Source organism: Pseudorhodoplanes sp. (assembly GCF_035565795.1).
In the GTDB taxonomy this organism is placed as follows: domain Bacteria; phylum Pseudomonadota; class Alphaproteobacteria; order Rhizobiales; family Xanthobacteraceae; genus Pseudorhodoplanes.
Map to the genome: position 1 here is coordinate 22648 of NZ_DATMRV010000039.1, position 25718 is coordinate 48365.

Below are 25718 nucleotides of genomic sequence, written 5' to 3' on the forward strand. Positions count from 1 at the left end.
CATGATCAAGACGTCTCGCTTGCCCGCCATTATCGCTCCTCTCGCACTTGCCGCGATCGCACTGACGGCTGCGCCGGCCTCCGCGGCCGGATCGAACATGCCCTGGGAGCAGCCGCTCCAGCAGATCCTGCAATCGATCGAAGGGCCGGTCGCCAAGATCGTCGCGGTGATCATCATCATCACGACCGGGCTGACGCTTGCCTTCGGGGACACCTCCGGCGGCTTCCGTCGCCTCGTGCAGATCGTGTTCGGCCTCTCCATCGCCTTCGCGGCGAGCTCGTTCTTTCTCTCCTTCTTCAGCTTCGGCGGCGGGGCGGTGATCTGATGATGACGGGCAACGAACCTATCGCCGGTTTCTTCGCGCCGGTTCACCGCTCGCTCTCCGATCCGATCCTGCTTGCGGGCGCGCCGCGAACGGTCGCGATCGCGAATGGCACGCTCGCGGCGGCTGTCGGTCTCGGATTGCGGCTCTGGATCGTCGGCATCGTCCTGTGGGCGATCGGTCACGCCGCATCTGTCTGGGCAGCCAAGCGCGATGCGCAATTCGTCGACGTCGTGCGCCGTCACCTGCGCTACCCGACCTATTTCGGAGTGTGAGGCCGTCATGATGAACCTCGCCGAGTATCGCTCCCGCCCCACGCTCCTTGCCGACTATCTGCCATGGGCCGCATTGGTCGCTCCCGGCGTCGTGCTCAACAAGGATAGCTCGCTGCAAAGAACCGCGCGCTTTCGCGGTCCTGATCTCGATAGCGCCACTCCGGCGGAGCTTGTCGGCACCACGTCGCGGCTGAACAACGCGCTGCGGCGGCTTGGTTCTGGTTGGGCGATCTTCGTCGAGGCGCAGCGCAATGCCGCCAACACCTATCCGGCGAGCACGTTTCCCGACGCGGTCTCGCGGCTTGTCGATCTGGAACGGCGCGCGCAGTTCGAGCACGCCGGCACACATTTCGAGAGCGCGTATTACCTGACGCTGTGCTGGCTGCCGCCGGCGGAAGACGCCGCCCGTGCCGAGGCCTGGCTCTATGAGGGCCGCGACAATAGCGGTGCCGACGGGCGCGAGATCATTCGCACCTTCATCGACCGCACCGACCGGGTGCTACAGCTGATCGAGGGCTTTGTTCCGGAAGCCGACTGGCTCGATGACGTCGAGACGCTGACCTATCTGCACGCCTGCATCTCGACCAACCGGCATCGGGTGCGCGTGCCCGAGGTGCCGATGCACCTTGACGCACTGCTTGCGGATCAACCGCTGATCGGCGGCTTCGAGCCGCGGCTCGGCGACCAGCATCTTCGCACCCTGACCGTGATCGGTTTTCCGAGTGCGACGTTTCCCGGCGTGCTCGACGAGCTGAACCAACTCGCGTTCCCTTACAGGTGGGTCACGCGCGCCGTCATGCTCGACAAGACGGATGCGACGAGGCTGCTCACGAAAATCCGGCGGCAATGGTTCGCCAAGCGCAAGTCGCTGTCGGCGATCCTGAAGGAGGTGATGACGAACGAAGCCTCGACCTTGCTCGACACCGACGCCGCCAACAAGGCGGCCGATGCCGACGCCGCGTTGCAGGAACTCGGCAGCGACATGATCGGCGAGGCTTACGTTACCGCGACCTTGAGCGTGTGGGACCCCGACGCGCGAGCCGCCGACGAGAAACTGCGTCTCGTCGAGAAGCTGATCCAGGGCCGCGACTTCACCTGCATCGCCGAGACCGTGAACGCGCTGGAGGCCTGGCTCGGCACATTGCCCGGCCATGTCTACGCCAATGTCCGGCAACCGCCGGTCTCGACACTCAATCTCGCTCACATGATGCCACTCTCCGCAGTGTGGGCGGGTGCGGAACGGGACGAGCATTTCGGTGCGCCTCCCTTGTTCTTCGCAAAGACCGAAGGCTCGACCCCGTTCCGCTTCAGTCTCCATGTCGGCGATGTCGGCCATACGCTAATGGTCGGCCCGACCGGCGCCGGCAAATCGGTGCTGCTGGCGCTGATGGCGCTGCAGTTTCGCCGCTATGCGAATGCTCAAGTGTTCTCCTTCGATTTCGGCGGCAGCATCCGGTCCTCGGCCATTGCCATGGGCGGCGACTGGCACGATCTCGGCGGCGCGCTCTCCGACGACGGCAACCAGGTGGTCGCGTTGCAGCCGCTCGCGCAGATCGACGATGCCGCCGAGCGCGCCTGGGCCGCCGAATGGGTCGGGGCGATCCTTGCCCGCGAAGGCGTGACCATGACGCCGGAGGCGAAGGAGCATCTGTGGACCGCGCTGACGTCGCTTGCCTCCGCGCCGCCTGGCGAGCGCACGCTGACGGGACTCGCAGTGCTCCTCCAGTCGAGCGCGCTGAAGCAGGCGCTGCGACCCTATACTCTCGGTGGTCCGTTCGGCCGCCTGCTTGACGCAGAGGCCGAGCGGCTTGGCGAAGCCGACGTTCAGGCGTTCGAAACCGAAGGCCTGATCGGCAGCGCGGCGGCGCCGGCCGTACTTGCCTATCTCTTCCATCGCATCGAGGGGCGTCTCTCCGGCGCACCGACGCTGATCATTGTCGACGAGGGCTGGCTTGCGCTCGACGACAGCGGCTTCGCCGAACAACTCCGAGAGTGGCTGAAGACGCTGCGCAAGAAGAACGCCTCGGTGATCTTCGCCACGCAATCGCTGTCCGACATCGCCGGCAGCCCGATCGCCGTTGCGCTGATCGAAAGCTGCCCGACACGGATCTTCCTCGCGAATGAACGCGCGATCGAGCCGCAGATCATGGCGGTGTACCGGCAGTTCGGTCTGAACGACCGCCAGATCGAGATCATCAGCCGGGCGACGCCCAAGCAGGACTATTACTGCCAGTCGCGGCGCGGCAACCGCCTGTTCGAGCTCGGGCTCGGCCCCGTCGCCCTCGCCTTTACCGCGGCGTCTTCCAAGACCGACCAGACCGCGATCGCCGAGCTTGTCGCCGCACACGGTCGCGAAGGTTTCGCGGATGCCTGGCTGCGCCGCAAGGACGCGGCCTGGGCCGCCGACCTTCTTCTTGCCTCTCTCACCCCGGAGAATTTCAGATGATCCGCTTGCCGATGACCCGCCTCCATCTCCTCCCGGCGCTCGTCCTCGTCGCACTGTCGCTTGCGTCCGTGCGATCGTCCGCGCAGATCGCGGTGTTCGATCCGACGAACTACGCACAGAATCTGCAGACGGCGGCGAACACGCTCCGACAGATCGAGAACCAGATCACGTCACTGCAAAATCAGGCGCAGATGCTGCTCAACCAGGCGCGGCAACTGACCAGCCTGCCGACCACGCTTATCAATGACATTGACCGCAATTTCACGCAGACGCTCAACCTGTTGCGCCAGGCCGAACGCGTTGCCTATGACGTGCAGGCGATCGAGCAGGCCTTTACCAAGTATCAGAACTTCGGCGGCGCGCAGACCAACCAGCAGATGATCGCCGGCGCGCGCGATCGCTGGCAGAATTCTCTGTCGGCGTTCCAGCATTCGCTCGGCGTCGGCGCGACTGCCGTGAACAACCTGCCGTCGACCCAGGCGCAAACCGACACGCTGGTCAGCGCCAGCCAATCGGCGGTGGGCGTCCTGCAGGCCGGGCAAGCCGGCAATCAGCTGCTCGCGGTGCAGGCCCGTCAACTCTCGGACCTGACGGCGATCGTCGCCGCGCAGAACCGCGCACAGGCGCTCGAGATGGCGCGGCAGGGCGCGGCGGAGGATCAGGCGCGCGAGCAAGTGCGGCGCTTCCTGAACAATGGTCAGGGCTATCAGCCTCAGACCGTGACGATGTTCCGGTGAGGCGCATAGCGATGCCGCGCACATTCCTCATCGTCTCCTTGATTGCCCTTCTGCTGGCGGGCTGCACGACGCCACTGCGCAGCGGCGATGGGGGCGCAACTGTTTCGAACAGCGATGCGGCGCTCGACGGCCGGCTCTTGCGTTGCAGCGCGCTCGGAGCGAAAGCGCAGGACGATCCCGACTGCGTCGCTGCGTTTTCGGAAGCGCGCAGCCGCATCCTGCCCATCGCCCCGGAGAAGTAGGCCATGAACAACACCGGCGTCATCGACTTGTTTCTGGATACGTTCACGCGCTACATCGATTCCGGGTTCGGGCTGCTTGGCACCGATGTCGCCTGGCTGTCGACCACGCTCATTGCGATCGACATCACACTGGCGGGCCTGTTCTGGGCGATGGCGGCGGACGAGGACGTGATCGCGCGTCTCGTCAAAAAGACGCTCTATATCGGCTTCTTCGCCTTCATCATCGGCAACTTCAACAGCCTCTGCCGCGTGGTGTTCGAGAGCTTTTCGGGTCTCGGCCTGAAAGCCGCAGGCTCCGCGCTGTCGCCCTCGGATTTCCTGCGGCCGGGCAAGCTCGCGCAGGTCGGAATCGATGCCGGCAAGCCGATCCTTGACGCGGCATCGGGGCTGATGGGCTATGTCTCGTTCTTCACGAACTTCGTGCAGATCTTTGTGCTGCTGATTGCCTGGGCCGTGGTGGTGCTCGCCTTCTTCATCCTGGCGGTCCAGCTCTTCATCACGCTGATTGAATTCAAGCTGACGACGCTCGCCGGCTTCGTGCTGATCCCGTTCGCGCTATTCAACAAGACGTCGTTCCTGGCCGAAAAAGTCCTCGGCAATGTCGTCGCCTCCGGCGTCAAGGTGCTGGTGCTCGCCGTGATCGTCGGCATCGGCACCACGCTGTTCGACCAGTTCACGCAAGGCTTTGCCGGCAACCAGCCGACGCTCGAGGACGCGCTTGCCATCATGCTCGGCGCGCTGTCGCTGTTCGGGCTCGGCATCTTCGGTCCGTCCATTGCGACAGGCCTCGTCTCCGGTGCGCCGCAACTGGGTGCAGGCGCGGCGGCGGGCACGGCGCTGGCCGTGGGCGGTCTTGGTGTGGCCGCGGGCGCGGGCGCAGGCGCTGTCGCGGCGGGCGCGGGTTCAGCGGTCAGCGCGACGGGTCGCGCCGCGAGTTCACTGTCGGGCGGTGCGGCCCCCGCGGCGGCATCAGCACCATCGGCGTCGCCGCCGGCCTGGGCGCAGCGGATGCAGCGCTCGCAAGCCATGAAGCACGGCACGTCGGCTGCGATCCACGCAGTGCAATCGGGTCATTCCGGCGGCTCGAATTCGGTTTCGCTCAAGGAGGACAACCGCTGATGACACCCTTTCATCGCCCTACATTGCGCTACGGCAGAACGCCAGCAGCTGAGACACCCTACCAGAAGGCCGCGCAGGTCTGGGACGAGCGCATCGGTTCAGCGCGGGTACAGGCGCGCAACTGGCGGCTGATCGCATTCGGCAACCTCCTGCTTGCCGCGGGCCTCGCCATCGCCGTCGTATGGCAGGCGACGCGTGGCACGATCGTGCCGTGGGTCGTGCAGGTCGACCAGATCGGCCAGGCGCAGGCGGTGGCGCCAGCGGTTGCCGACTACAAACCGAGCGACAACCAGATCGCATGGCATCTGGCGCGGTTTGTCGAGCAGGTCCGCGCGATCCCGATCGATCCGGTGATCGTGCGCCAGAACTGGCTGTCGGCCTACGACTTCGTCACCGACCGCGGTGCGCTCGCTCTCAACGACTACGCACGGAGCAACGATCCCTTCGCGAAGGTCGGCAAGGTGCAGATCGGCGTCGACGTCTCCAGCGTGATCCGCGCCTCACGGGAATCCTTCCGCATCTCCTGGACCGAGCGCCGCTACGAGAATTCTTCGCTCGCCGCGACGGAGCGCTGGAGCGCGATCGTCACCATCGTGGTGGCGCCGCCGCGCGACGCCGACCGACTGCGCAAGAACCCTCTCGGCATTTTCATCCACGCCATCAACTGGTCAAAGGAGCTTGGCTAATGACCCCCCGCGCCCTTCTTCACATTATACTTTGTACGCTGCCGGCCGCGGGCTGTTCCAATACCTGGAAGCCGCCGGTGATCAGCTATGACGATCCGGAACCGGCCGTCCTCCTGGCCGATCCGCCGAAGCCGGTGCAAGTCGTGGAGGTCCCCAAGCCACTTCCCCTGCCCGGTCAGCTCAAGCCGCTTCCCGGCAGAAGCGGCGCGAAGCCTGAGCCAAAGGATCCGAAAGAACGGGTCGCGTCCGCCAACAACGCGGCGCGGGTGCAGCCGACCCGTCACGGCTATCTCAATGCTGTGCAGGTCTATCCGTTCGCGGAGGGTGCGCTCTATCAGGTCTATACCGCGCCGGGTCAGGTCACGGACATCGCCCTGCAGCCCGGCGAACAGCTTGTCGGTTCGGGGCCCGTCGCAGCCGGCGACACCGTGCGTTGGGTCATTGGCGACACCGAGAGCGGCACCGGCCCGACGAAGCGCATTCACATCCTCGCCAAGCCGACGCGGCCGGATCTGACGACGAACCTTGTCATCAATACCGACCGCCGCACCTATCTGATGGAGCTACGTTCCACCGAGAAGACCTACATGGCCTCCGTATCCTGGCAATATCCGCAGGACCAGCTGATTGCGTTGCGGCGCCAGGCGGACGCGGCGGAGGCTGCCGCACCGATCGACAGCGGCATCGACCTTGGCAGGCTGCGCTTTCGCTACGCGATCGAGGGCGATGCGCCGCCGTGGCGGCCGACGCAAGTGTTCGATGACGGCAGCAAAGTCTACATCGAATTCGCGCGCGGCATTCCGCAAGGCGAGATGCCGCCGCTGTTCGTGATCGGCGCCGACGGCGGCACCGAACTCGTCAATTATCGCGCGCGGCAGAACTACTACATTGTGGACAGGCTGTTCGCGGCGGCGGAGCTGCGGCTTGGTGGCGAGAACCAGCAAAAGGTGCGGATCGTGCGCACCGACGGATGGAGGCTGTGGTGAGCGATCCCCGTCCCTCCGACGAAGCCCGGATCGCGGCCGAGTTGCGGCTGCGACCGGAGCCACCGCGGGTGACGCGGCTCTCGCGCAAGGTAGTCGCCGGCCTCGGCGCGATCGCAGCCATCGTAATCTGCGGCGCGGTGCTATGGGCGCTGCAATCGCGCGGCCCGCGCCAGGATTCGGGGACCGAACTCTACAGCACCGACCGCAAGACTACGGCCGACCAGCTTGCGAAACTTCCGAAGGACTATACGGGACTGCCGCAGCCCCCGGCACCGCCCGCACCCCAACTCGGTCCTCCTCTTCCGGGCGATCTTGGTCGTCCCATTCTGCGTTCGCAGGGTCTCGATCCGGATGACCAGCGCAGCGCCCAGGAGATCGAGGCGGCGCGCGTCAGCAAACTGTTCAGCACGAGCGGCGTGCGCGCGCCGGTGTCATCGGATCGTTCCGCACCCTCCGCGTCGCAGGCCGCGGCATCGGGCGAGAACAAGCCGCCACTCGATCCGGAATCGCTGCAGAACATGCAGGACCGCAAGATCGCGTTTGTCACCGCCGCGCCCGACAAGCGCACGCTCAGTCCGGATCGGCTGACGCAGCCGCCGTCGCGCTTTGTCGTGCAGGCCGGCGCGGTGATCGCTGCCGCGCTGATCACTGGCATCCGTTCCGACCTACCCGGTGAGATCACCGCGCAGGTGACCGAAAATGTCTATGACTCTCCGACTGGCCAATATCTGCTTGTGCCCCAGGGCGCGCGCCTCATCGGACAATATGACAGCCAGATCTCGTTCGGGCAGTCGCGGGTGCTGCTGGTGTGGAACCGGATCATCATGCCGAACGGTTCATCCATCGTCCTCGAGCGGCAGTCCGGCGCCGACACAGCCGGCTATTCGGGTCTCGAAGACGAGGTCGATTACCACTGGAGCAATCTCCTGAAAGCGGCGGCGATCTCGACCCTTCTCGGGCTCGGCAGCGAACTCGTGCTCGACAGCGACGACTCGCTCGTGCGGGCACTGCGCCGCGGTACCCAGGACACCGTCAATCAGACCGGACAGACTCTGGTGCGACGTCAACTCAATGTGCAGCCGACGCTCACCATCCGGCCGGGCTTTCCGGTGCGGGTTATCCTCAATCGCGATCTGATCTTGCAGCCCTACAAGGCCTAAACGGGGGCAACCATGAACAAACTCAAACTGAGCGAATTGGCGGATGACAAGCCCGTCAAGGTCACGCATGAATTGTCAGGCGCCGTGCATCGCGATCTCGTCGCTTATGCCGCCATGCTGTCGGGTGATGGCAAGCCAGCCATCGATCCTGTTCGGCTCATCGATCCGATGCTGTCCCGTTTCATGGCCACCGACCGCGCCTTCCGCAAGGCGACCAAGGCCTCTTCGCGCACACGGCGGGAGCCAGCCACGCCCTCGTCGCATCAATCCTGATGTTCAGAGCATTTGCGGAGCAGGTCGAGGAAGTTATGAAGGACCGGGTTGTCGTTTTGCTGAATCCAGCACGCATAAAACGGAACGCGGCTCGCCGCATGGCGTCCGGCGATCTCGCGGTAGACAAGTTCTCGGTTGTCCGGGCGGGCGTCGCTTTCATAGACAAGGGTGACGGCGTCCTCGATCCCGATCAGGCTGAGGGCAAAATCCTGACTGACATCGTGCTGATGCACAGTCGGAACGCGTCCCGATCGCTTCAGTTCGTCCATGAGGTGGTGCCGCAAGTCCGGCCCAGGATCGCGACCGAGGACGAAATGCTGATCGCGCAAATCATCCCATGTGAGCGCTTTCCTCGCGGCAAGATGGTGCGAGTGATGCATCGCGACAAACACCTTCTCGTTCCAGAGAGGCAGAACCTCATGTGGTCCGTACCGCGCGTGATCGGCGAGGATCGCGATGTCAATTCCGCCTGCATCAAGCCGCCGCACAAGGTCTTCTCGCTCGGCTACGACATATTGGATCCGCATCGCCGGAAAGGCATTTTTGCAGGCGGCCAGCACTCCGCGCAGATGGCCGCGCCAGGGCGAGCAATAAAGTCCAATTCTGAGCGAGCCTTTTGTGGCGCCATTGCTGGCCGAAGCGTTGACCAGAACCAGGTCGAGATCATCCAGTACGCGGCGGATCTCCTCGATGAAGCTGCTTCCGATGGCCGTGCTCCGGATGCCATGACGGTGCCGGCGAAACAGGGTCACGCCCATCTGCGCTTCGAGCGAGCGCACGCGGCGGCTGACGGTTGAGGCCGGGATGCCGAATTGCTGGCCGGCTTTGTAGAAGCTTCCGTGTTCGGCGGCGGCCAGTGTCTGGATCAGGATCACAAGCTCCGTGTTTCGGATCATGACCCACGCATCCTCTGCGCCTAGCGAAACGCTGGAAACATGGATGCGATGGCGTACCCCGTCACTGGGTCCATGCTTTCGCCTCCTACCGCCGCCCGATGGGAACCGAATAAACTGGCGGTCCGGGCCGGTAGGGAATGACGGAGCGGCCGAAGTTCTTGCCGTATTGCTGCTGAAGAGCCGGGATATTGACGATACCGGTCTTGAGGTCCTGCGAGCGCGCATCGATCGGCGGCAGGTTCAGACTCGGATTGGTCTCATCGACTTTGCGGCGAAGCTGTTTGTTCAATTGGTCGAGTGCGCGCTTTTCCTTGTCCCGGTTCGCACCATCAGGTCTCACGGTAATTTCAGGCAATGTCAGTTGCGGCGGCGTTTGTGCGTTCGTTGCGACAGTCAGGCCGACGAGCAGAAACGCGACTAACGGGAAAGCGAACCGGTACTCATGCATCATCTCTCCCCTTTCGAGCCACCTTCGTCGTTAAGGCCTTGGCACGTTGAGAACGCTCACCCGGAAGACAATCCGGCTGAGCCTGGCGTTGAGGGCGACGATATCGGCGCCGCCGCCTGATCCGGCGAGGCAACGGCCTCGGCAGCGTTCTCCGCGCGCAAGGCGAACCGGCGAACCGAATGTCGGTGTCGGCACAACGCCCGTGACGGCGAATCCACGCGCGGCCAGCCTGGTCCTCACCTTGCGGCAGTAATCGACCGACAGATACGAAAACCGCGTCTCGCCATGCCCCGCACGGTACTTCATGACGGCGGTGCAGAGATCGCCGCCGGCCCGACGCCAGGCCTGCCCCAGATAGGTCACCCCATAGCGGATGTTGGTGGCAGGAACGGCCAGATCGGCGTTGCTGCCGACGAATCCCAGCATCCGCGCGGTGGAAGGCAGGATCTGCATCAGACCGATCTCGCCGTCGCCGCCGATGGCCGCGGGATTGAATCCGCTTTCGACGGACATCACGGCCTCGGCGATTTCGGGCGCCAGACCTTCACGTTTGGCTTCGCTCTCAATCAGGGTGCGATAGTCGCCTCGTGCATCGCGCGCGGGCACAAGGCGGCCGCGGTCGGGAGTGCCGGCAATAGCGGCACGCTCGCTTGTCTTGTCGGCACTCTCGGCGGCCGGCACATTCTCGTCTTGTGCCGACGCGGACAGGAAGCGGTCGTTGAAGGACGCGGGCTCTGCCCTGGTGTCAGCCCGACTATCCGCGATGTAGAAGCTGAGAAGAACGATTCCAACGATCGCGATACCGCGCAACCGATGTCGCCGTGCATCATTCCTATTCGGCCAGAAGCGCGTGGCCATACTAGCGCTCCTGCTGGTCTGGCGCCCGCAATCCGATACGCAGGCGCAGCGGCTGGAGCATGTCGGGCGGCGGCGCACCCACGCTGATGCTAACAAGGAGTGCCCGCAGATTTACGGTGACGGCAGGATCATCGATGCCGTCGAACTCGATGCGCTCGAGTTTTCCGCTTTGCGCAACCCATGCACGAACGGTCGCAAACGCGGGCGACGACTTGTTATTCTGGCTCATGAACTCATGAAATCGTCGCGTCGCCCCGTCGTCTGCTGCAAGGCGTTCTTGCAGGCGGGTTTGCAACTCCCCTGCGAAGTCGCGCCATGCTGCGGGCGCCTCTGCGGCAGGTTTGTAGCCGACGTCTTGCGCGGGCGCGCTCGGTGCTGACGCGGCAACAAGCGGCGCGATCCCCGTTACCCACGCCAGCAGCCCGATCAATCGCCGGCCGACGAATCCCTTTCGTTTCTTGTGACTTCTCGCTGCGCCCGTCATCGTTGTCATTGCCTTTGGTCGTCTTGATGGCTCCGCCTTGTCTTCAAAACAATGGGCCTTCGGTTGTCATTGCACGCGTCGCCGGGTCCTACCGCACCAGAAACGGCTGCGGCTTTACTGCGGGGTTATCCACCAGAGCTGCACGATCAGTGACGATGAACTGGTCTTTTCGACTCAGGCGATTAATGACCGAACGCAGTTCAGGAAGCACTCGGTGTTGCAGCCACTCGCACGCCGCCGTGGTGCAGGATGCAAAGTCTCGTGAAGCCGTTTGTTTGGACGAACGGACGACACCCGTGCGGCCCAGCGCCAGCTCTCCGAGCAATCGTGCTTCGATCCGTATGGCAGGACCGCAAAGCGTGTTCTCAAGAGGATCGACCTGGAGGTTTATCGCGGTTTGAAGTGCGTCCGCTGCCAGCGACTGAAGGTAATTATAGGATTCGGCGCGGTGGATAGCAGATCTGCCAAACTCAAGCTCGCTTGGCACATGCAAGTCGATTTCGATCCCGATAAGGAGTTTGAGTTTCAGGACCAGATCAATCGGACGTTCACCACGAAGCCGATGGACTTTCTCCACTTCCATGTGGACCAGACCGGCCGAGGGGCCATCGTCGGCATTGATCTGGAACGTGCCGTCGAGAACAAGCTTCGACCGGCCCTTCGTGCTGGTCACGACGCTCTCTGCGAACTGAACCGCGAGTTTACTCCCTGCCGGAAGCCCCAGCGACCAGAAAACCGGTACAAGCCGCTCCTTGTAGCCGAGAGCCGCTAAGGTTGTCTGGATATCGCTGATTTGATGCGGTAAAGCCGAGGGCATTGAAGACCCCATTGTTCGGGATGCTTCGCGCGTGCCGCCTCTCAGCGGCACGCGCAAGCGATCACGCATTCGCGGGTTGGATCTGCTGGACCTGATCGGACGACGCTGTCTTTTGCGTATCCACGGTTGACGCGATCTTGCCGAGCTCTTCACGCAGCCAGGGGACGAGTTGCTGTACCAGACTGTCCCAGATCGCAAGTTGATGCCGGAGAGATGCTGACGTCACACCGCCGGCGACAGAGACATCAAGCGTCATGACAAGAAACTGTCTTTCGGGGTTTGTCTTGTCGAGAAAGAGGCGCCCGAAACGATGAGTCTGATTCCAGCGATTCAGCAGGTCAACCGGGAATGCTCCCTGCACTGTGAACAGCACAACAAAGACGAAATCTGCAAGCCGATCCGGCTTTTCACCAACGGCTCCCGGCTCCTTGACGAGGACGTTTCCGGGCCGCAGATCGAAATCGAGACCGTTGGACGCGGACCGGAGAAACGAGATGTTTCCGTCGGTGACGACTTCCGCACGATATCCGCTGCCTTGAATCATCGCGCGCAAGGTCTCCAGCGTCACAAACGCCAGCGGCTCTTGACCCGCAGCATTGGTCGGCGCATCCGCAGTCGCTAGCGTGTTATTGGTATTCGACATATGAACCTCGATTGCTGAGTAAATCGGTCTGTATTGTTTTGTCTTTTGCTACCGCGCCGGTGCCTCGAAGACCTTGGAGAGCGCCAGTTCGTTGATCGCAGGTGGGTTTTGCTCAAGGACGCGCGCGAGGTAGGCGCGGCGAAGCAGCTCGGCCCGCTCGGCGCGAAGACGCTGAACAAGGGCATCGCGCACTTCGGCGAGCGGCCGGGTCGCGGCCGGCTTGGTTTCGATCAGTTTTATGATGTGAAATCCATCGGCAAGCTTGATCGGTTCGCTGACCGCATTGTTCGCCATGCCCATGACCTGCGTCTTGATCTCGGGAATCAGCAATGTCTCGGCAACCCACCCCAGATCACCGCCGTTCTCCGCGGCACCGGCCTGCATCGAGTTTTCCTTCGCGATCGCGGAGAAATCGGCCTTCGACTGCTTCAATTTGAGCTGGACCTCGGCAAGCTTCTTGCGGACCTGATCCTCGATCGCCTTGTCGGCGCCTTCCGGCAAGGCCAGGAAAATCTGCGCAAGACGGAACTGACGCGGCACGATCAGCGCGCTCTTGTTGGCGTCATAGGTTTTCTGAATCTCGGCTTCGTCGGGATAGTTCGCCGGCGGTTGAGAAACGGACTGCAAGTAAATCGCGATGATGGCATCGTCGCGCAATTTGGCGAGCTGGGCCGCGACCGCTGGCTGATCTTCCCATTTTTTGTCGGTCGCCTCCTTCAGCACGAGCTGATTGGCGAGCATGATCCGCAATGCCTGGCTTAGCATGACCGGATCCCTTGCCAGCGCCGCGCGCTGGTCCGCGGCCATGCCGGCGAGGAACGCCTGAACTTCGGCCGTCGATATGTCGCGACCGCCGACGCGTGCCACCACCTCCCCTCCTTGCGCAGCGGTCTGGCGTTGCGCCGGCGCTGCCTCCGCAGGCGTAGCTGGCGCAGCCGCCTTTGGCCTCGGCTTCGCCGGAGGTTGGACGCCTTGGGCCTGCGGTGCGGCGCGCTGTTGCGGTTGCTGGCTTTGGGCCAGCACGACACTGTTCGACACCGGCAGCGTCAGGGTGAGCAGCGTGGCGGCGAATGCCGCCGATTTGGAAAAGTCGGTCACGATAACGGCCTCACGGTTCGACCTTCTGGTTCAGGATCTTGTCTCCGTAATCCTGCAGAAGATTTTGGATCTGGACCCGGCGGATGCCGATCCATGGCTCTTGGGCAAGTATCTGGTCGCCAAATGTGACGCCTTCATAATGCTGCAATAGCTCGCGCCCCGCGATCACGAGTTCCTTGTTCTTCAAGGTGCAGGACCGTGTGCTGGCTTGATAGGCTTTCGATAGCCCCTCGAACTTGGCGCGCTCGGCGTCTTTGGTGCGCGCAACATTCGCAGCTTCCGTGTAGGCCTCCTTCCACTTCTCGAGCGCCTGGTTGCGCTCTTCCAGACGATCATTGAATTCGCGGACAGCCGCTCGATAGTCGGCTTCGGCTTTTTTCGCCTTGGCGTTCGCGGCTACGACCTCGGCCTTGAGTTCGTCCCGCGCCCGCGTGATTTCGGCGATCTGCGCCTGCATCGCTGTGCGCTGATCTTCAAGGCTTCGCGTTTGTACGGTGGCACTGCGCAACGCTTCACGGAGACGATCAGCCTCCGATTGTGCCAGCGCTGGCGCAATCGACGCTATTACCGACGCCAGCAGCGCAAGCCACCCAGCGATAAGAGATGTGCGACACGCCTTCATGATCAGAACTTCGCGTTAAGGTCGATCTGGAAGAGATCCACCGCATAGGGTGGTCCCGCGATGGCGTTTGCGCTCATCCAGCGCGCCGATGCCCACACGTTTTGGGACAGGGCGAAATTAGCGCCGAGGAAATAGCCCTTGAGATTCGTGCCGCCCAGACCAAAATCGCTGTCGACAAACGCATCGACCGTGGCGTCGGATTCGAGATACTTGTAACCGACGTGAACATTCCAATCGCCGAACTGGGCAAGCTTGGTATTGCCAACGGTCAGGCGGGTCATCCAGCCCATGTTGCCGCCCTCGTAAGCGCCGGGGACAACGCCGGGAACGATGTCCTTGGCCCGGTTGTTGACAGCGAGAGCATCCATCGCGCCGCGCTTGAATGCGGTATTCCAGACATACTCGCCGTCCAGAACGATATGCACCGGATCGAAATGCGCGAAGTCGACGCGACCGGAAAACACCGCCGGACGATAGTCGCCAACGAGGCCGAAGTACTGAAACTGGTTAATGGTGCCGTTAAGGTTGGCGGCATTCGGAACGATGTCGCGCAAATAGGTATAGGTATTGCCCTTCTGGGCGAAAGACGGCCGCGTGATGTCGGTATCGCAATCCTTGACCTGTGACAGGTCGCATGGGCTCGATAGCCGGCCTTTGACGTTGTTGAAATCGAACATGCTGGCCGCGACGGTCATGCTGACCATCGGGTCGAACTTCCAGGAAAAGCCGAGCTGCCCGCCGAAAAGATATTTGTTCTCGCTCTTATACTTGACCTGCTCGATGGAGGAGAAATCGAGGCTCGTGTTGAAGATGGGAAACGCGCCGGCGACCAGGAACGGCGTGAATCCGGGCGCAATCTCGTGCCGTGCCTGAAAGGCAACACCGTCGAACCCAAGATCGCGATGCCAGACAAGGTCGGTCGGCGACCAGAACGGATTGTCGAAGCGTCCAGCGAGAAGAGATACTGAGGACGGTTCAGCGACGCCCCAGCCCCATGGACTCTTGAATGGCTCGTATTTGATGAAGGCGCGATCCAGCCAGATCGCATATTTCGAGAAGTTGCCGCCATTGGCGCCCATGGTCTGGTTGGTGGAGATCGGCGACGTGTCAGAGCCGGTCGCGATCCGAAGACCCGCCGTGAACCCCTCAAACAGATCAGCCTCCATGCCTAGGCGCGCGCGGAGCCGCGCACGTTCGCGGTTTTGGGTCGTGTTGATGAGCTGCGGATTGAAATTCGGATTACTGATCTCCGAGATATCGTAAGGCGACCCGTTATTGATCGCATTGAAATCGAATATTCGGCCTAGAGAGTTATAGCCTCCACTCGGATACATCACATTTTCCCAGCGGCCGCGCAGGTCGCCGTAAAACCGGATGCGCGATGCCCACTCCGGATATTTTCCGGGCGATGCCCATCCCTCGTTCTTCGCCTGAGCCATCACCTCCTTGCGCAGGTCGTCGCGCAATTGGCGCTTGACGATCTCCGGAACATAGGTGACGCGCTTGCTGCCGGGTGGCGACGCGGCAGCGGCTGCGGCAGTGGCCGTCTTCGCCGCCTCATCCGCCTTCGTGTTGGCGTCGCGTGCAGCCTCGCGAGACACATAGGCTTCGTCCTCGGCCTGCTTGATCAGGTCTGCCGCCTGGTCTTCCTTGAGGATGCCCTTCTGTACCAGAATGTTGACCAGTGTGACGGTGCTGCCCGTGGTCGGCGGCTTCTTTTTCGAAACCACGGGCCGGTCCCCGTCCTGGGAGAATGCTGGCGCAATCGTCAATGGCACACCAAAGGCGAGGACGAGAGCGGACGCCGAGATCAGCGAAGATCGCACGCGCTTGTTGGAAGATGTTAGTTTGAACATGAGTCCCCAGCCTTGTTTCTTGAAGTCACAACGGTTCTTGTTCCGTACGGTTATTGAATGAGCGCTCTTGTGTGTCATCCCGGCCGCCGTGCAGTGACGCGTGTCTGCACCGGCATCGGCATGTCGGCCGCCGGCCGCTCGCGCAGCACCAGGCCAACAAGAACATTCGATCGGATGGCAGCGTCGGCCTCCGGGTCGCCGGTCGACGGCGAGAACTGCACGCGGGTGATGCGGCCGGTGCTGTCAACCCAAAGCGAGAGCCGGATCTGCGCGCCGATATTGCGTGTCTTTGGATTGGAGCGAAGCGCGGCCTCGATCTGCTGCTGAACGATGGCGGCGTAATATCCCCAACGGCTGCCTCCTCCTCCTCCGCCGCCGGCGCCGTTGCCGGTGCCGCTGCGCATACCGAAATTGTCACCAGGCCCCTGCGCCGGCGCGTCGAGTTCAAGCGGTCCCGGCGGCAATTCGTCCGCCGGCGCATCGGCAGGTTCCTCAACCTTCGCCTCTTCCTTGATCTCGGGCTCCTTGATCTCGGGCTGCTCGACCATCTTCTGCTCCTCCGGCGGCTTCTCCTCAGGAGGTGGCGGTGGAGGCGGCGGCGGGGGCGGCGGCACGACGTTGACGATCGTGAATTCCTGAACCCTTCGCGGCGGTGGCGTGTCATCGCCGCGCAAAAAGACGAACAAACCGACGCCCAGGAGCACGACAGCGGTGATCGAAGCAGCAGCAGTTCGGTTTTGATTGACGAAGCCGGCTATATGCCCGGCCAGGCCGCGCACAGCCGAAAACCTGTCCGACCGTTCGAATTCCTCCGGATCTTCCTGATCGACCTGCGAATTCATTCCGCTTCTCCATTGCGGAGCCGCGCGGTCAGGCAGGCGATAACATAGTGACAGACGAGCGTGTGAACGGACTCGAAATCCACAGTCTCCAGCGTCATGTAGCCGAACATCTCATCGTCGATCACGATGCGAAAACCGGGCTGCGAATTCAGCAGATCTACATAAGCAACCGGGTCGATCCAAAAGCGTGACCCGAGAGTCCGATCGACGTCGAAGATGAACGGCGAGAAATCGTCAACACCAAGCGACGCAAAACGCGCTTTCATGTCGACCGCCAGCCGCCTGAGCGACGCCTGATCGGATCCCGGAAATTGAAAGATCTTGCAGCTCGGGTCGAACTGCGCATGATCTCGTCGCCGGACGTTTTGGAGCGGTGCCAGATGTGTCACCCGCACCGTTGCGTCAGGAGAAATAAAAGACACAGCCCACGACCTCAGCCGTGCGAGCAATCCGACCCGCCCGATGTCCGCGGCGGAGTTCCTGCCGTGTTTGAAGACGTCGCGTCTGGGCGTCATCTTGCCTGTCCGTGTCTGTCGTGCCGCTATGGTCGCCATGACTCCGCCCGCTCATTTCGCCGGCGGCTTCGTTGCCAGACCGACTTGCGTGATGCTCAGACGACCAAGAAGATCGAGCACGTCCATCACGTTTTGATACTGGGTCTGCGAGTCGCCACGCAGAACGATCGGGAACTCGGGCGTGAGCGCCTTCTGCTGCACCAGACGCTGCTCAAGCTCCGGCAGGGTTACCGGGATGGTGTCGAGATAGATTTTTCCGTCATTGCCGATCGTGATGGCTTTTGTCGTCTGTTGCGCCAGGCTTGGCGCAGCAGACGCCTTCGGCAGATTCACCTTCATTCCTTGCACTGTCGCAGTCGTCATGACGATGAAGATGATCAGCAGCACATACGCCAGATCGAGCATCGGCGTGATGTTGATATCGTCATAGGGCTTGTTGTCGGCCTGGATCTGCATCGACGTTACTCCGCGGCCATGCGATGAAGCGCGGGGCCGGGCCGTTCGTTGCTATAGACCTCGGCCATCTTCGTCGTGAACTCATCGACGAAAACCTGCATATCACTCGTCAGGTCCTTGATGCGCAGCGTCAGCCAGTTGTAGCCGAACAGAGCTGGGATCGCGACGACGAGACCCGCAACGGTCGCCATCAGGGCGCCTGCGATACCCGGGGCGATCGCGTTGATGTTCACGTCACCGGACATTGCAATCGCCGCAAACGTGATCATGACGCCGATCACGGTGCCGAGCAGACCGAGAAACGGTCCGCCAGAAATCGAGATTGTCAAGATCACCATCAATCGGTTCAGCGCCTGCAACTCGCGCACAAGACCTGCGTCAAGCGCCGAGCGAATGGCCGCGATCGCCTCTGCGCTCAAAACGTGAGTACCGCCGCCGATGGCATCATCCGGAAAGCGCCTGCGGATTTCCTCGGCGCCGATCAGATAGATGCGATGGATCGCAGAATGGCGCAGCACGGTCTCGGCGTCCTTGGATTTTGCCTTGGACTTTGTCTTGCCTTTTGATGCGCTCTCGTGGGCCGAGCCGTTCACCAGCTGATCGGCTTCTAACGCCGCGCTGTCGGCGAAACGGGTCAGATCATGGTCGAGACGGCGGAAGGCTGGAACAAAGGCATCGTTGCCCTGCTTCTGCCGCTTCAAGTAGCGGTGTTTCTCCGCCATCACGACCCAGCTTGCGAGGGCCATCACCATGAGAATGATGATGACAACCCAGCCGTCGAAGGTCACTGCCTTGAGCAGAACGCCGAAGTATCCGGAAAACCAGCTCGCGGTTTCCTCATCGACACTCAGAGTCAGGAGTTTGGAGGGCTCGGGCCCCTGATTGATGGCCAAGAACTTCAGAAAGCCGGCTGGCCGCGCAACCTTAGAGATATGAAGCTCATCAAGGTCGCCAACAAATCCCGGATAGGCAACAACCGGGGCAACTGGAGCAGCCTCGGCTGGCACTGCCACATCTGCGGGCGCTGGAGCGACGGTGCCGTCCGCAGCCGGCGCAGTGGGGACCTCGGGCTGCGCAGTTGCGGACGGCGGCGTCACGGGAGCTACAGTGGAGGTGGCTGTATCACTCCCGATCTGGGCAATCGTATTCAAGACCGGCAGCCCCGCTGCCATCGTCGCACTGGACACGCCGTCGACGTACAGCGTGATCTGTCCATTGCCGGCGGCGACTGCGAAATGACGCCACGCCCCTTGCGCAACGGCGGCGCTCGCGCTGGCGCGTTGCACGGCGCCGGCATGGATGACTTCGACAAACGGCACGCCGTTATCGAGCCCGATGACGAGACCATTGGACGTGGCCGGATCACGCCGGCTGTAGATCACTGCATTCGGCTGCAGCGTCGCGGGTTTGCTCCAGACCGACCAGGTCAGCGGCGCATTCGCGGTGATTGCCAGCGATGACGATGCCGGCAAAGTCAGAGGAGCGACGCCCGTCAGACGCAGACCAGCCCCAATGATCGCACCATCAGCAGGCTGAGCGACGCTCTGCGCATTGTTGACCCAAACCGTGGAATCGAGCGACGGCGTGCCGCGCTCGCCAAAGTGGTAAACAAGCAGCGTGTCGGGGTCGTAGGTTGCCTTTGCATCGTTTGCGGCGCCAATTTTTTGATTACCGTAATAGAGCCAGACGTCGGTCTTGGAGCCAGGCTGCAGGTTCGGGACATTCACCCAGACCAGCGCCTCACCGAGCAGGGAATCGAATTTTTCGATGTGATGCTTCAGCGGTGTCTTGTCGTCACCGGCAACGAAGCGCAGATCGCTTCCATCGGGCTTTGCGGATGCGAAGCGGAAATTGCCGACGTGCAGACGGAGCAAAAGAGGAACGCTTCCGATGGGATCGGTGATGTTGGCCCCCGTCGAACTGGTGTCGACGGTGATCTGCTTGCGCATCGACCATTCGTCATTCCACCAGGCGTGGGCGGAGCCCGTCAGCGCGCCAGTCGCCAACACAAGAGCGAGCGCAAAGCGCAGAACATTCATGCCACCGGCAACACCGCCGGTTCGCTTTTTTGCCAGTTTTCTTCCGCAGAACATGATGAATTGACCCCCAGTCATCAGAAATCTCCACCAACGCTGAACAACACGCGGTGCGAATTCTTCCTCGTCGTTCCCTGGTCGATCATCGGCGTCGCGACGGCGATCATTCCGGTGAAGCGATCAAAGACCCTGAATTTCGTACCGAAGCCGTAGCTCCACATGTCGAAGCGTGACGTTTGCTCCTCCAGCGGGTCGTAAATTCGCGTTGTGCCCCAATCAGCGAAGGCGAACAGACGCCACTCGTTGAACGTGGTGAACCGCGGCTGACCTTCACCGGTTTCGTTTTTCAGATTGCTTTGCAGCCACACGCCGATATCGGGAGAACGAAATTCGACCGTCGCCGCCGCGGCATTGTCGCCCAGCGCTGCGGATTCAAAATAACCGCGCACGGTATCGAGACCGCCCAGGCTGAATTGCTCGCTTGATACGAGCGGTCCGTCGGACCACTGCGTCTTGACGCGTCCGAAGAGCTGATAGCCGTTCAGCAGATCCTGGGTATGAGAGAGGTCGGCGTTGATATGGACGAAGCTGGAATTCGCATTGTATCGCTTGGCGTCGAATTCTTCGTACTGGCTTCCGAATCCGCGAAGATTTCCGGTGGCGCTGAGATTGAATTGCGTCAGCCAGCCGTCCCCCTGCCACGTTGCGCCGTAAGTCGCATTCAAAGGATAGTACGTGATCGGTGTGCTGAAGCTGTTTAAGTCCATCTGGACGGTTTGGCCGAAATGCTTGTAGTCAATGCCGAATGACAGCGAATGGAAGAACTGCTCTCGTGCCGGCAAGGTTAGGACAAAGCGGCCACCGACGATCTGGCCTGGACCGACGACATTCATGCCGCCAATCGTTGCAACATCGCTCTTGGAACTGACGCCGTAGACGAGAAAACTCGTCCAATCAGTGATCCGCGCGAGATACGAACCGGAAAATACCTCGGCGTCATCCTTTCTCTCGGGAGCAACCTGATAGGTGAAGCTCAGCGAATGGCCAAGCTGCCACAGATTGTCGTACTTCACCGTCGCATTGAGGCGTGTCGGGGTCGTATTCGGAGATTGCCGGTTGTTGTATTCGAGATTTCCGTGCAGCGGAAACTTGTCTTCGACATTGAGATCGACGTCGACGGTCCCCGGCGTCACGCCCGCTCTCAAGGCAGGCGTCACCCTGCGATCGGGCCACTGATTGAGCGCAATGATGTCCTTGGTGACATCATTGAAGTTCGGGACTTCGCCCTCCTTCAGAGACGGAGCGCCGCGCTTGATTTTATTGAGGTCGAAGTATCGCGAGTTCGTCACGCGCAGTCGGCCGATCTTGCCTTCCGTGACCTTCAGGACGATGACCCGGCTTGAGACGTCCTGAGGCGGACTGGCGACGCTGACCGTCTGCAAGCCGCGATCGTGGTAGCTTTTCTCGAGTGCGGCGCGCGCCTTCTCAACGTCGCCGGCCGTCTTGTTCGGCCCCAGAAACGGATAGATCGCCTCTTCGACATCGATCTGCGGAAGCTTGTCGGCGCCGTCGACGCGAAACTCATCGATATCGAAGCGCTCAGGCGCAGCGTTCTCCGGGTTTGCTGGCGCTTGCGCGTCGGGTGCAGCGGTCGCGCCGGAGCTCGCACGGGACGTATCCGCAGGCTTGCCGGCGGCAGGCTTTTCCGTCGCCGCGCGTTGTGCAAATGCCGCAGGCGCGGGGGCAATCGCGATCGCAATAGCGAGCGCAGCCGTCAACTGCATCGTGTTTCGCGACGGAATGTGCCCGTCGCTTGATCGAAACGCCCCAATTCGCACGATGCCCTCTCGTCCTCTGCGCAAAAGCGCTTGCCCGCGATCCGGGATCGCGAACAAAAGCCTCCATGCTAAGAAGACACTTGAGCGAGGCCCGACCCGCCACGCTTTGCGCAAATATTTTGAGAAATGAGGGAGATCGTGTTTGCGAGACCACGCAGCAAAGTGGTGGCTCGGCGAAAAAGACTTTCTATCGAATAACTTAGGCGAGACTGATCAGGTCAGAACGACAATACCGCCCGGCAGAGCGTGAATGCCGACCCTGAACAACTGCTGGACCTGGGTTGGGAAGTTGTCGAGATGGTCAAGGTGGAATGTACCGGTGACAAGGCGCTGTCCGAGAACGGGGTTGGCGACAATGATGCGACCGGCTCGATAGCGGTTAACCTCTTGAACGACGTCAGCAAGGGTCTGATCGCGTACGATCAGCAATCCCTTTTGCCAGGCAACCGCCTGCTCGACGTCGACGCGCCCCGGTTCTCCGAACCCGGTGGTCTCGGAAAAGGTCACCTGCTGCCCACCTCGCAGCTGCGCGACGTGCCGAGACGCCTCGACATCTGCTGTTCCCTCAAAGCAGGTTGCGAACACCATTCCGTCAACGCACCGCGCATTCAGTGTCGCTTTCGCAGCGATGATGCGAAGGCTGAGCGCCTGCACAATCAGTGGCCGATCTTGCGGGCGGTCAGCCACGATCGCAGCTTCCCCGGATATCAGTTCGATCCGCGGATCATTGCGCTCCGGCGATAATTTCGCAATGCTGGTTTGGGTGCTGAGGGTGACGGCTACGCCGTCGGCAATGTCAATCTCTCGCCGCTCGCCCTTCCCTGTCCGGTAGTCCGCGCGAAGCTCGCTGTATGACGGCCAGGCATTCATGGGCGGATTGTAGACCATGTACGCAGCGGCGGTTGCTGCAAGGCCTGTTCCGATCACGGTTCGTCGCGTTGTGCTCCAATGCAGAGGATGCCAGGAATTCTGCTTGGCGACATCTGCCGCGCGTTGCTGCGTGACGGCGTCTGCCGTCTCTTTCAAATGACGCCACAGCCGGATCGCCTGTCTGAAGGCTTGTTCGTGTTCAAGGCTCTGATCGCGCCAGCGTTGTGCTTCTTCCAGATCGGATTTTAGAACGTTCCCGGAACGAAGCCGCACCACCCAGCCGAGCGCTTCGCGCATCAGGGGGTCGAGATCAGGAGGATATTCACCGGGCTCGCTCACCGATCAATCACCAGCGCACCAAGAGCAAAAGACACTGAAACGCAGCATATAGCGCATGACAGCCGCATAGCACCCTTCTAAGTGATTCCAAGGCAAACCAGCGATCCAGAATCTGGTGTCGTGGCCGTCTTTCCCGCCCGGGAGGTCCTGTCTTGGCGGAACGACCCGTATCATGCTGCCGAATTCTTCGACGTTCGACTCCGAATTTGCGTCTTGGCAGGATCATCCCCTGCCGGGCATGCCAGGGAAACATTTGGCGACATGTCTTCCTAATCTATAGACACGCGGGACAGGGCAATCCCGCCACGCTCCAGCGAAAAAATTGACGTCATGAGCCGAGGCGACGAACCCGGCGCAAGGTTTAACGGGGATGCGGGAAAGGTGGCTACCCTGGCAGCGGCCTGTTACTGGACGTCCGGCGAACCATCTAAGTCTTGAGATCGCGCCGGACCGAGGCCCTGCGTCTCGAGCACCCGGACACAATAGTCGGTGGCACGCTGGACATCTCGCTCGATCGTGCGCAGCGACACCCCAAAATTCAAGGCAATCTGTGCATAGGGTGTCTCGTCGAACAGCGCGGCTTTGAATACCGAGCGCGTCCGGGGCGGCAATTCCGCGATCGCCCCCAACAGAGCATTCATATCCGCTCGAATTTCGATGGCATGCGCCGGGCTGGGAGTCTCGTCCGGGATATCGAAGAACGCTTCGACCTCTCCGTCCGTCGCCCGGATCTGTTCGTTTCGACGAAGGTTCTTCCCGATATTGATCGCGGCCCGGAATAGATAGTCCTGCGGCCTGCGCAGTTCGGTCTGATCGGATATTCCACTGAGACGAACGAATGTCTCATGCAAGGTTTCGCGGGCAAATTCCGCGCTGCCAAACCTGCGGGCAAGTCTACGAACGATGTTGTCGTAGTCGGCGGCGAGCACGCTCTGCAAAATCGTGCGATTGGACGCGCTCAACTCACCCACTCCCCTACGCAACGATGAGAATCAAACCCACGAACCACAAGACGTTTATGGACCGTAAATTTCGCAGCTTTTCGCTAATGGTCGCTCATGACGAATGGATGACAGCCGGGTAAATCCTGGACGCTGCCCACCAGTCGCTGACCAAGTGTGGCATTGCCGCCTCACACGATTGTGGGCGACGTCACGGCGGATCGAATGAAATCGGCAACCGGATCGTGAGTTGATCCGGCAAGTCAGTCGGAATCACCGGAAGCGGCTGTGCGCGGCGGATGATGTCGGCAGCCGCATCGTCAAGCAACCGACTGCCAGAGGTTTCGCGGATCCACACTTCGCTCACCGATCCGTCCCGCCGCATTGCAAACACCAATTGCGTCACACCGTGCTGGCCGGCCTTTGCGCCGGCCGGGTATTGACGAAAGCGCGCAATATGGCTGAGCAGGATTCTTTGAAATGCAGACATCGTGCCGGTGGCTGTGCCACGCGGTCGACTTCCTGGCGTTGCAGACGACTTTTCGGGGATGGGAACGGCCGGTGTTGGCGCAGGGTCGAGCGCTGCTGTCTTGGTTTCTTCGGGGATCGGCTTGTTCGGGGCCTCGATCAGAGGTTCACGGCGTCCCTCGCTCGTCAGGTTGCTTTGGGGCGACGGCGGCAAGACCGCTGGTGCCTGTTGCTCGACAAGCCGAACCTCAACCACCGGGAAACCAGATTTCTCTTGCGAGCCGAGCGTCATACGCTGGAGGAAGTAGACTCCTGCGGAGAAGACGATCGGGGAAATGATGACAATTCCCCATAGCCAGCGGGTGTCGAAATAGGGAATCGAGCGGGCATGCCGGTCGAGCACATGAAATCTCGTCGGCGCAACCGCATCATCAATTTCAGCTTCGTCGTCTGAAAAAGCGTATTTCACATCGACCTGACAACGATCATGACCCGAACCGGTTGTGGCGTGTGCGCGGGTGCGGGCCGTCGGATGACGACACCCTGCAGAACGGAAGCGACTGCGGTATCACGGACGGGATTGCCCGTCGAGCGGAAGACCTCCGTGCGGCGAACAGTTCTGGAGGGATCAACCCAAAGGTCAACGCCGACACGATAGCTGCCGTCACGCGTTGCGCCGTTTGTTTTCAGCGCCTTCTGAAGATCCTGCTGGATTGCGCCAATGTAATCCGAAAGTTCGTTGCGATCAGGCCCCTTTGTTGCCCCCGCGACGTGAAGCGTGTCCAGCGACATATCGGCGCCGAGCAACGAATCGTCCGGCGGTGCAAACGGATTCGGTGCTGTCGGATCGACCAATGCGATGGCGTCGGAGCGCGCATAGCGTGCGACCAATCCGCTCTCTCCGAGCAGGATTTTCAAGGCCGCTTCGCGACTATATTCGCCGTTGAGGGGCGCCGAGCGCAAACCGGATTCAGCACCGCTGGCATAGAGCACGGCGACGCCGCTGGCAGCGCTAAACGCCTGCAGGGCGCCGGCGAGCGGCTGCTCGGGAATATGAAACTCGATGGTCGCGGAGCCGAAACTGTCAGCCTCACCGGCTGCGACTTGAACGAGACAGCTGACCACGACCGCAACGAGCGCGCATGCCAATAAAGGCCAGCGACGCGATCGTCGGGGAACCATTAAAATCGCAGCCCGTGACATTTTACTTCGCCGGGAGTTCTACCGACATGACGCGGAAACCCGCCGACAGCCTTCTGCAAGCTATGACGCGCATCCGCCAGCCCTGATTTCATCTCGCACCTGCCCTCTCTGGACAACGCGTCTTGGATCCGAAAATTCATCGAAGATGCCCACTGGCAACGTTTTAGGTCCGATCCGTGACAGTTTGTTATCCCCCAGGGCGCATCGCACCCTTGCAGTTCGGAGCTCTTTCGCACGCCTTC

General features: G+C 61.6%; 29 protein-coding genes. 11 read left to right on the forward strand and 18 right to left on the reverse strand.

Features of this window, described 5'->3' with window-relative positions; genetic code table 11:
- The first annotated feature begins 1 nt into the window (after position 1).
- Genes VNZ93_RS03735 through VNZ93_RS03780 form a run of 10 tightly spaced genes read left to right on the forward strand, consistent with a single transcriptional unit; the run spans position 2 to position 8246 of the window.
- Positions 2 to 325, forward strand: coding sequence for a TrbC/VirB2 family protein (locus tag VNZ93_RS03735; protein ID WP_325700282.1), 324 nt, complete (start codon positions 2 to 4; stop codon positions 323 to 325).
- The gene (locus VNZ93_RS03740; protein ID WP_414709971.1) at positions 325 to 597 is read left to right on the forward strand and encodes a VirB3 family type IV secretion system protein; all 273 of its coding nucleotides are present in this window, start codon (positions 325 to 327) and stop codon (positions 595 to 597) included. The genes VNZ93_RS03735 and VNZ93_RS03740 overlap by 1 nt, the downstream gene beginning before the upstream one ends.
- A 7-nt stretch (positions 598 to 604) precedes the next feature.
- Positions 605 to 3043 carry a conjugal transfer protein TrbE gene (gene trbE, locus VNZ93_RS03745; protein WP_325700284.1) on the forward strand — a complete coding sequence of 813 codons (2439 nt, stop codon included), beginning with the start codon at positions 605 to 607 and terminating at the stop codon, positions 3041 to 3043.
- The gene (trbJ, locus tag VNZ93_RS03750) at positions 3040 to 3780 is read left to right on the forward strand and encodes a P-type conjugative transfer protein TrbJ (RefSeq protein ID WP_325700287.1); all 741 of its coding nucleotides are present in this window, start codon (positions 3040 to 3042) and stop codon (positions 3778 to 3780) included. The genes trbE and trbJ overlap by 4 nt, the downstream gene beginning before the upstream one ends.
- An 11-nt stretch (positions 3781 to 3791) precedes the next feature.
- Complete coding sequence (gene trbK-alt, locus VNZ93_RS03755; protein WP_325700290.1) at positions 3792 to 4022, forward strand: putative entry exclusion protein TrbK-alt; 231 nt, start codon at positions 3792 to 3794, stop codon at positions 4020 to 4022.
- Positions 4023 to 4025: 3 nt separating this feature from the next.
- A complete protein-coding gene (trbL, locus tag VNZ93_RS03760) occupies positions 4026 to 5141 on the forward strand; it encodes a P-type conjugative transfer protein TrbL (RefSeq protein WP_325700293.1) in 1116 nt (371 codons plus the stop codon).
- Positions 5141 to 5827, forward strand: a complete 687-nt coding sequence (gene trbF, locus VNZ93_RS03765) for a conjugal transfer protein TrbF (protein ID WP_325700296.1) — start codon at positions 5141 to 5143, stop codon at positions 5825 to 5827. The genes trbL and trbF overlap by 1 nt, the downstream gene beginning before the upstream one ends.
- The gene (trbG, locus tag VNZ93_RS03770; protein WP_325700299.1) at positions 5827 to 6813 is read left to right on the forward strand and encodes a P-type conjugative transfer protein TrbG; all 987 of its coding nucleotides are present in this window, start codon (positions 5827 to 5829) and stop codon (positions 6811 to 6813) included. Before trbF ends, trbG begins: the two co-directional genes overlap by 1 nt.
- Complete coding sequence (locus tag VNZ93_RS03775) at positions 6798 to 7973, forward strand: TrbI/VirB10 family protein (protein WP_325700302.1); 1176 nt, start codon at positions 6798 to 6800, stop codon at positions 7971 to 7973. Before trbG ends, VNZ93_RS03775 begins: the two co-directional genes overlap by 16 nt.
- Positions 7974 to 7985: 12 nt before the next feature.
- Positions 7986 to 8246, forward strand: a complete 261-nt coding sequence (locus tag VNZ93_RS03780; protein ID WP_325700304.1) for a DUF2274 domain-containing protein — start codon at positions 7986 to 7988, stop codon at positions 8244 to 8246.
- On the opposite strand, the gene VNZ93_RS03785 is transcribed toward VNZ93_RS03780, so the two are convergent.
- The 13 genes from VNZ93_RS03785 to VNZ93_RS03845 all read right to left on the reverse strand — a co-directional run bounded on the left by VNZ93_RS03785 (position 8237) and on the right by VNZ93_RS03845 (position 19730).
- Entirely contained in the window at positions 8237 to 9142 is a 906-nt protein-coding gene (locus VNZ93_RS03785; RefSeq protein WP_325700307.1) for a LysR family transcriptional regulator, read from the reverse strand. The genes VNZ93_RS03780 and VNZ93_RS03785 overlap by 10 nt on opposite strands.
- Positions 9143 to 9227: 85 nt before the next feature.
- Positions 9228 to 9593 carry a hypothetical protein gene (locus VNZ93_RS03790; protein ID WP_325700310.1) on the reverse strand — a complete coding sequence of 122 codons (366 nt, stop codon included), beginning with the start codon at positions 9591 to 9593 and terminating at the stop codon, positions 9228 to 9230.
- Between the two features lie 27 nt (positions 9594 to 9620).
- Positions 9621 to 10448 carry a lytic transglycosylase domain-containing protein gene (locus VNZ93_RS03795; RefSeq protein WP_325700313.1) on the reverse strand — a complete coding sequence of 276 codons (828 nt, stop codon included), beginning with the start codon at positions 10446 to 10448 and terminating at the stop codon, positions 9621 to 9623.
- 1 nt (position 10449) lies between these two features.
- Entirely contained in the window at positions 10450 to 10941 is a 492-nt protein-coding gene (locus VNZ93_RS03800) for a hypothetical protein (RefSeq protein WP_325700316.1), read from the reverse strand.
- A 79-nt stretch (positions 10942 to 11020) separates the two neighbouring features.
- A complete protein-coding gene (locus tag VNZ93_RS03805) occupies positions 11021 to 11818 on the reverse strand; it encodes a hypothetical protein (protein ID WP_325700319.1) in 798 nt (265 codons plus the stop codon).
- Positions 11811 to 12317, reverse strand: a complete 507-nt coding sequence (locus VNZ93_RS03810; protein WP_325700322.1) for a YbjN domain-containing protein — start codon at positions 12315 to 12317, stop codon at positions 11811 to 11813. The genes VNZ93_RS03805 and VNZ93_RS03810 overlap by 8 nt, the downstream gene beginning before the upstream one ends.
- Positions 12318 to 12440: 123 nt before the next feature.
- Positions 12441 to 13490 carry a peptidylprolyl isomerase gene (locus VNZ93_RS03815; RefSeq protein ID WP_325700325.1) on the reverse strand — a complete coding sequence of 350 codons (1050 nt, stop codon included), beginning with the start codon at positions 13488 to 13490 and terminating at the stop codon, positions 12441 to 12443.
- 10 nt (positions 13491 to 13500) lie between these two features.
- Positions 13501 to 13947, reverse strand: coding sequence for a hypothetical protein (locus VNZ93_RS03820; protein ID WP_325700327.1), 447 nt, complete (start codon positions 13945 to 13947; stop codon positions 13501 to 13503).
- A 167-nt stretch (positions 13948 to 14114) separates the two neighbouring features.
- Complete coding sequence (locus tag VNZ93_RS03825) at positions 14115 to 15968, reverse strand: putative porin (protein WP_325700329.1); 1854 nt, start codon at positions 15966 to 15968, stop codon at positions 14115 to 14117.
- 74 nt (positions 15969 to 16042) lie between these two features.
- On the reverse strand, positions 16043 to 16810 hold the full coding sequence (locus tag VNZ93_RS03830) for an energy transducer TonB (RefSeq protein WP_325700332.1): 768 nt from the start codon (positions 16808 to 16810) through the stop codon (positions 16043 to 16045).
- Complete coding sequence (locus VNZ93_RS03835) at positions 16807 to 17325, reverse strand: hypothetical protein (protein WP_325700335.1); 519 nt, start codon at positions 17323 to 17325, stop codon at positions 16807 to 16809. The genes VNZ93_RS03830 and VNZ93_RS03835 overlap by 4 nt, the downstream gene beginning before the upstream one ends.
- Positions 17326 to 17376: 51 nt before the next feature.
- A complete protein-coding gene (locus tag VNZ93_RS03840) occupies positions 17377 to 17781 on the reverse strand; it encodes a biopolymer transporter ExbD (protein WP_325700337.1) in 405 nt (134 codons plus the stop codon).
- A gap of 5 nt (positions 17782 to 17786) precedes the next feature.
- Positions 17787 to 19730, reverse strand: a complete 1944-nt coding sequence (locus VNZ93_RS03845; RefSeq protein ID WP_325700633.1) for a DUF2341 domain-containing protein — start codon at positions 19728 to 19730, stop codon at positions 17787 to 17789.
- On the opposite strand from VNZ93_RS03845, the gene VNZ93_RS03850 reads away from it, so the two are divergent.
- The gene (locus tag VNZ93_RS03850; RefSeq protein WP_325700661.1) at positions 19672 to 19884 is read left to right on the forward strand and encodes a hypothetical protein; all 213 of its coding nucleotides are present in this window, start codon (positions 19672 to 19674) and stop codon (positions 19882 to 19884) included. The genes VNZ93_RS03845 and VNZ93_RS03850 overlap by 59 nt on opposite strands.
- 10 nt (positions 19885 to 19894) lie before the next feature.
- Here the strand turns inward: VNZ93_RS03850 and VNZ93_RS03855 are convergent, their stop codons facing one another.
- The 5 genes from VNZ93_RS03855 to VNZ93_RS03875 all read right to left on the reverse strand — a co-directional run bounded on the left by VNZ93_RS03855 (position 19895) and on the right by VNZ93_RS03875 (position 25398).
- Complete coding sequence (locus tag VNZ93_RS03855; protein WP_325700339.1) at positions 19895 to 21601, reverse strand: ShlB/FhaC/HecB family hemolysin secretion/activation protein; 1707 nt, start codon at positions 21599 to 21601, stop codon at positions 19895 to 19897.
- Between the two features lie 267 nt (positions 21602 to 21868).
- Positions 21869 to 22864 (reverse strand): FecR family protein, encoded by a 996-nt coding sequence (locus VNZ93_RS03860; protein ID WP_325700341.1) that lies wholly within the window; start codon positions 22862 to 22864, stop codon positions 21869 to 21871.
- A 404-nt stretch (positions 22865 to 23268) separates the two neighbouring features.
- Positions 23269 to 23826, reverse strand: a complete 558-nt coding sequence (locus tag VNZ93_RS03865; protein ID WP_325700343.1) for an RNA polymerase sigma factor — start codon at positions 23824 to 23826, stop codon at positions 23269 to 23271.
- Between the two features lie 190 nt (positions 23827 to 24016).
- On the reverse strand, positions 24017 to 24742 hold the full coding sequence (locus tag VNZ93_RS03870; RefSeq protein WP_325700345.1) for an energy transducer TonB: 726 nt from the start codon (positions 24740 to 24742) through the stop codon (positions 24017 to 24019).
- The gene (locus tag VNZ93_RS03875; protein ID WP_325700348.1) at positions 24739 to 25398 is read right to left on the reverse strand and encodes an STN domain-containing protein; all 660 of its coding nucleotides are present in this window, start codon (positions 25396 to 25398) and stop codon (positions 24739 to 24741) included. Before VNZ93_RS03875 ends, VNZ93_RS03870 begins: the two co-directional genes overlap by 4 nt.
- Positions 25399 to 25718: the final 320 nt, after the last annotated feature.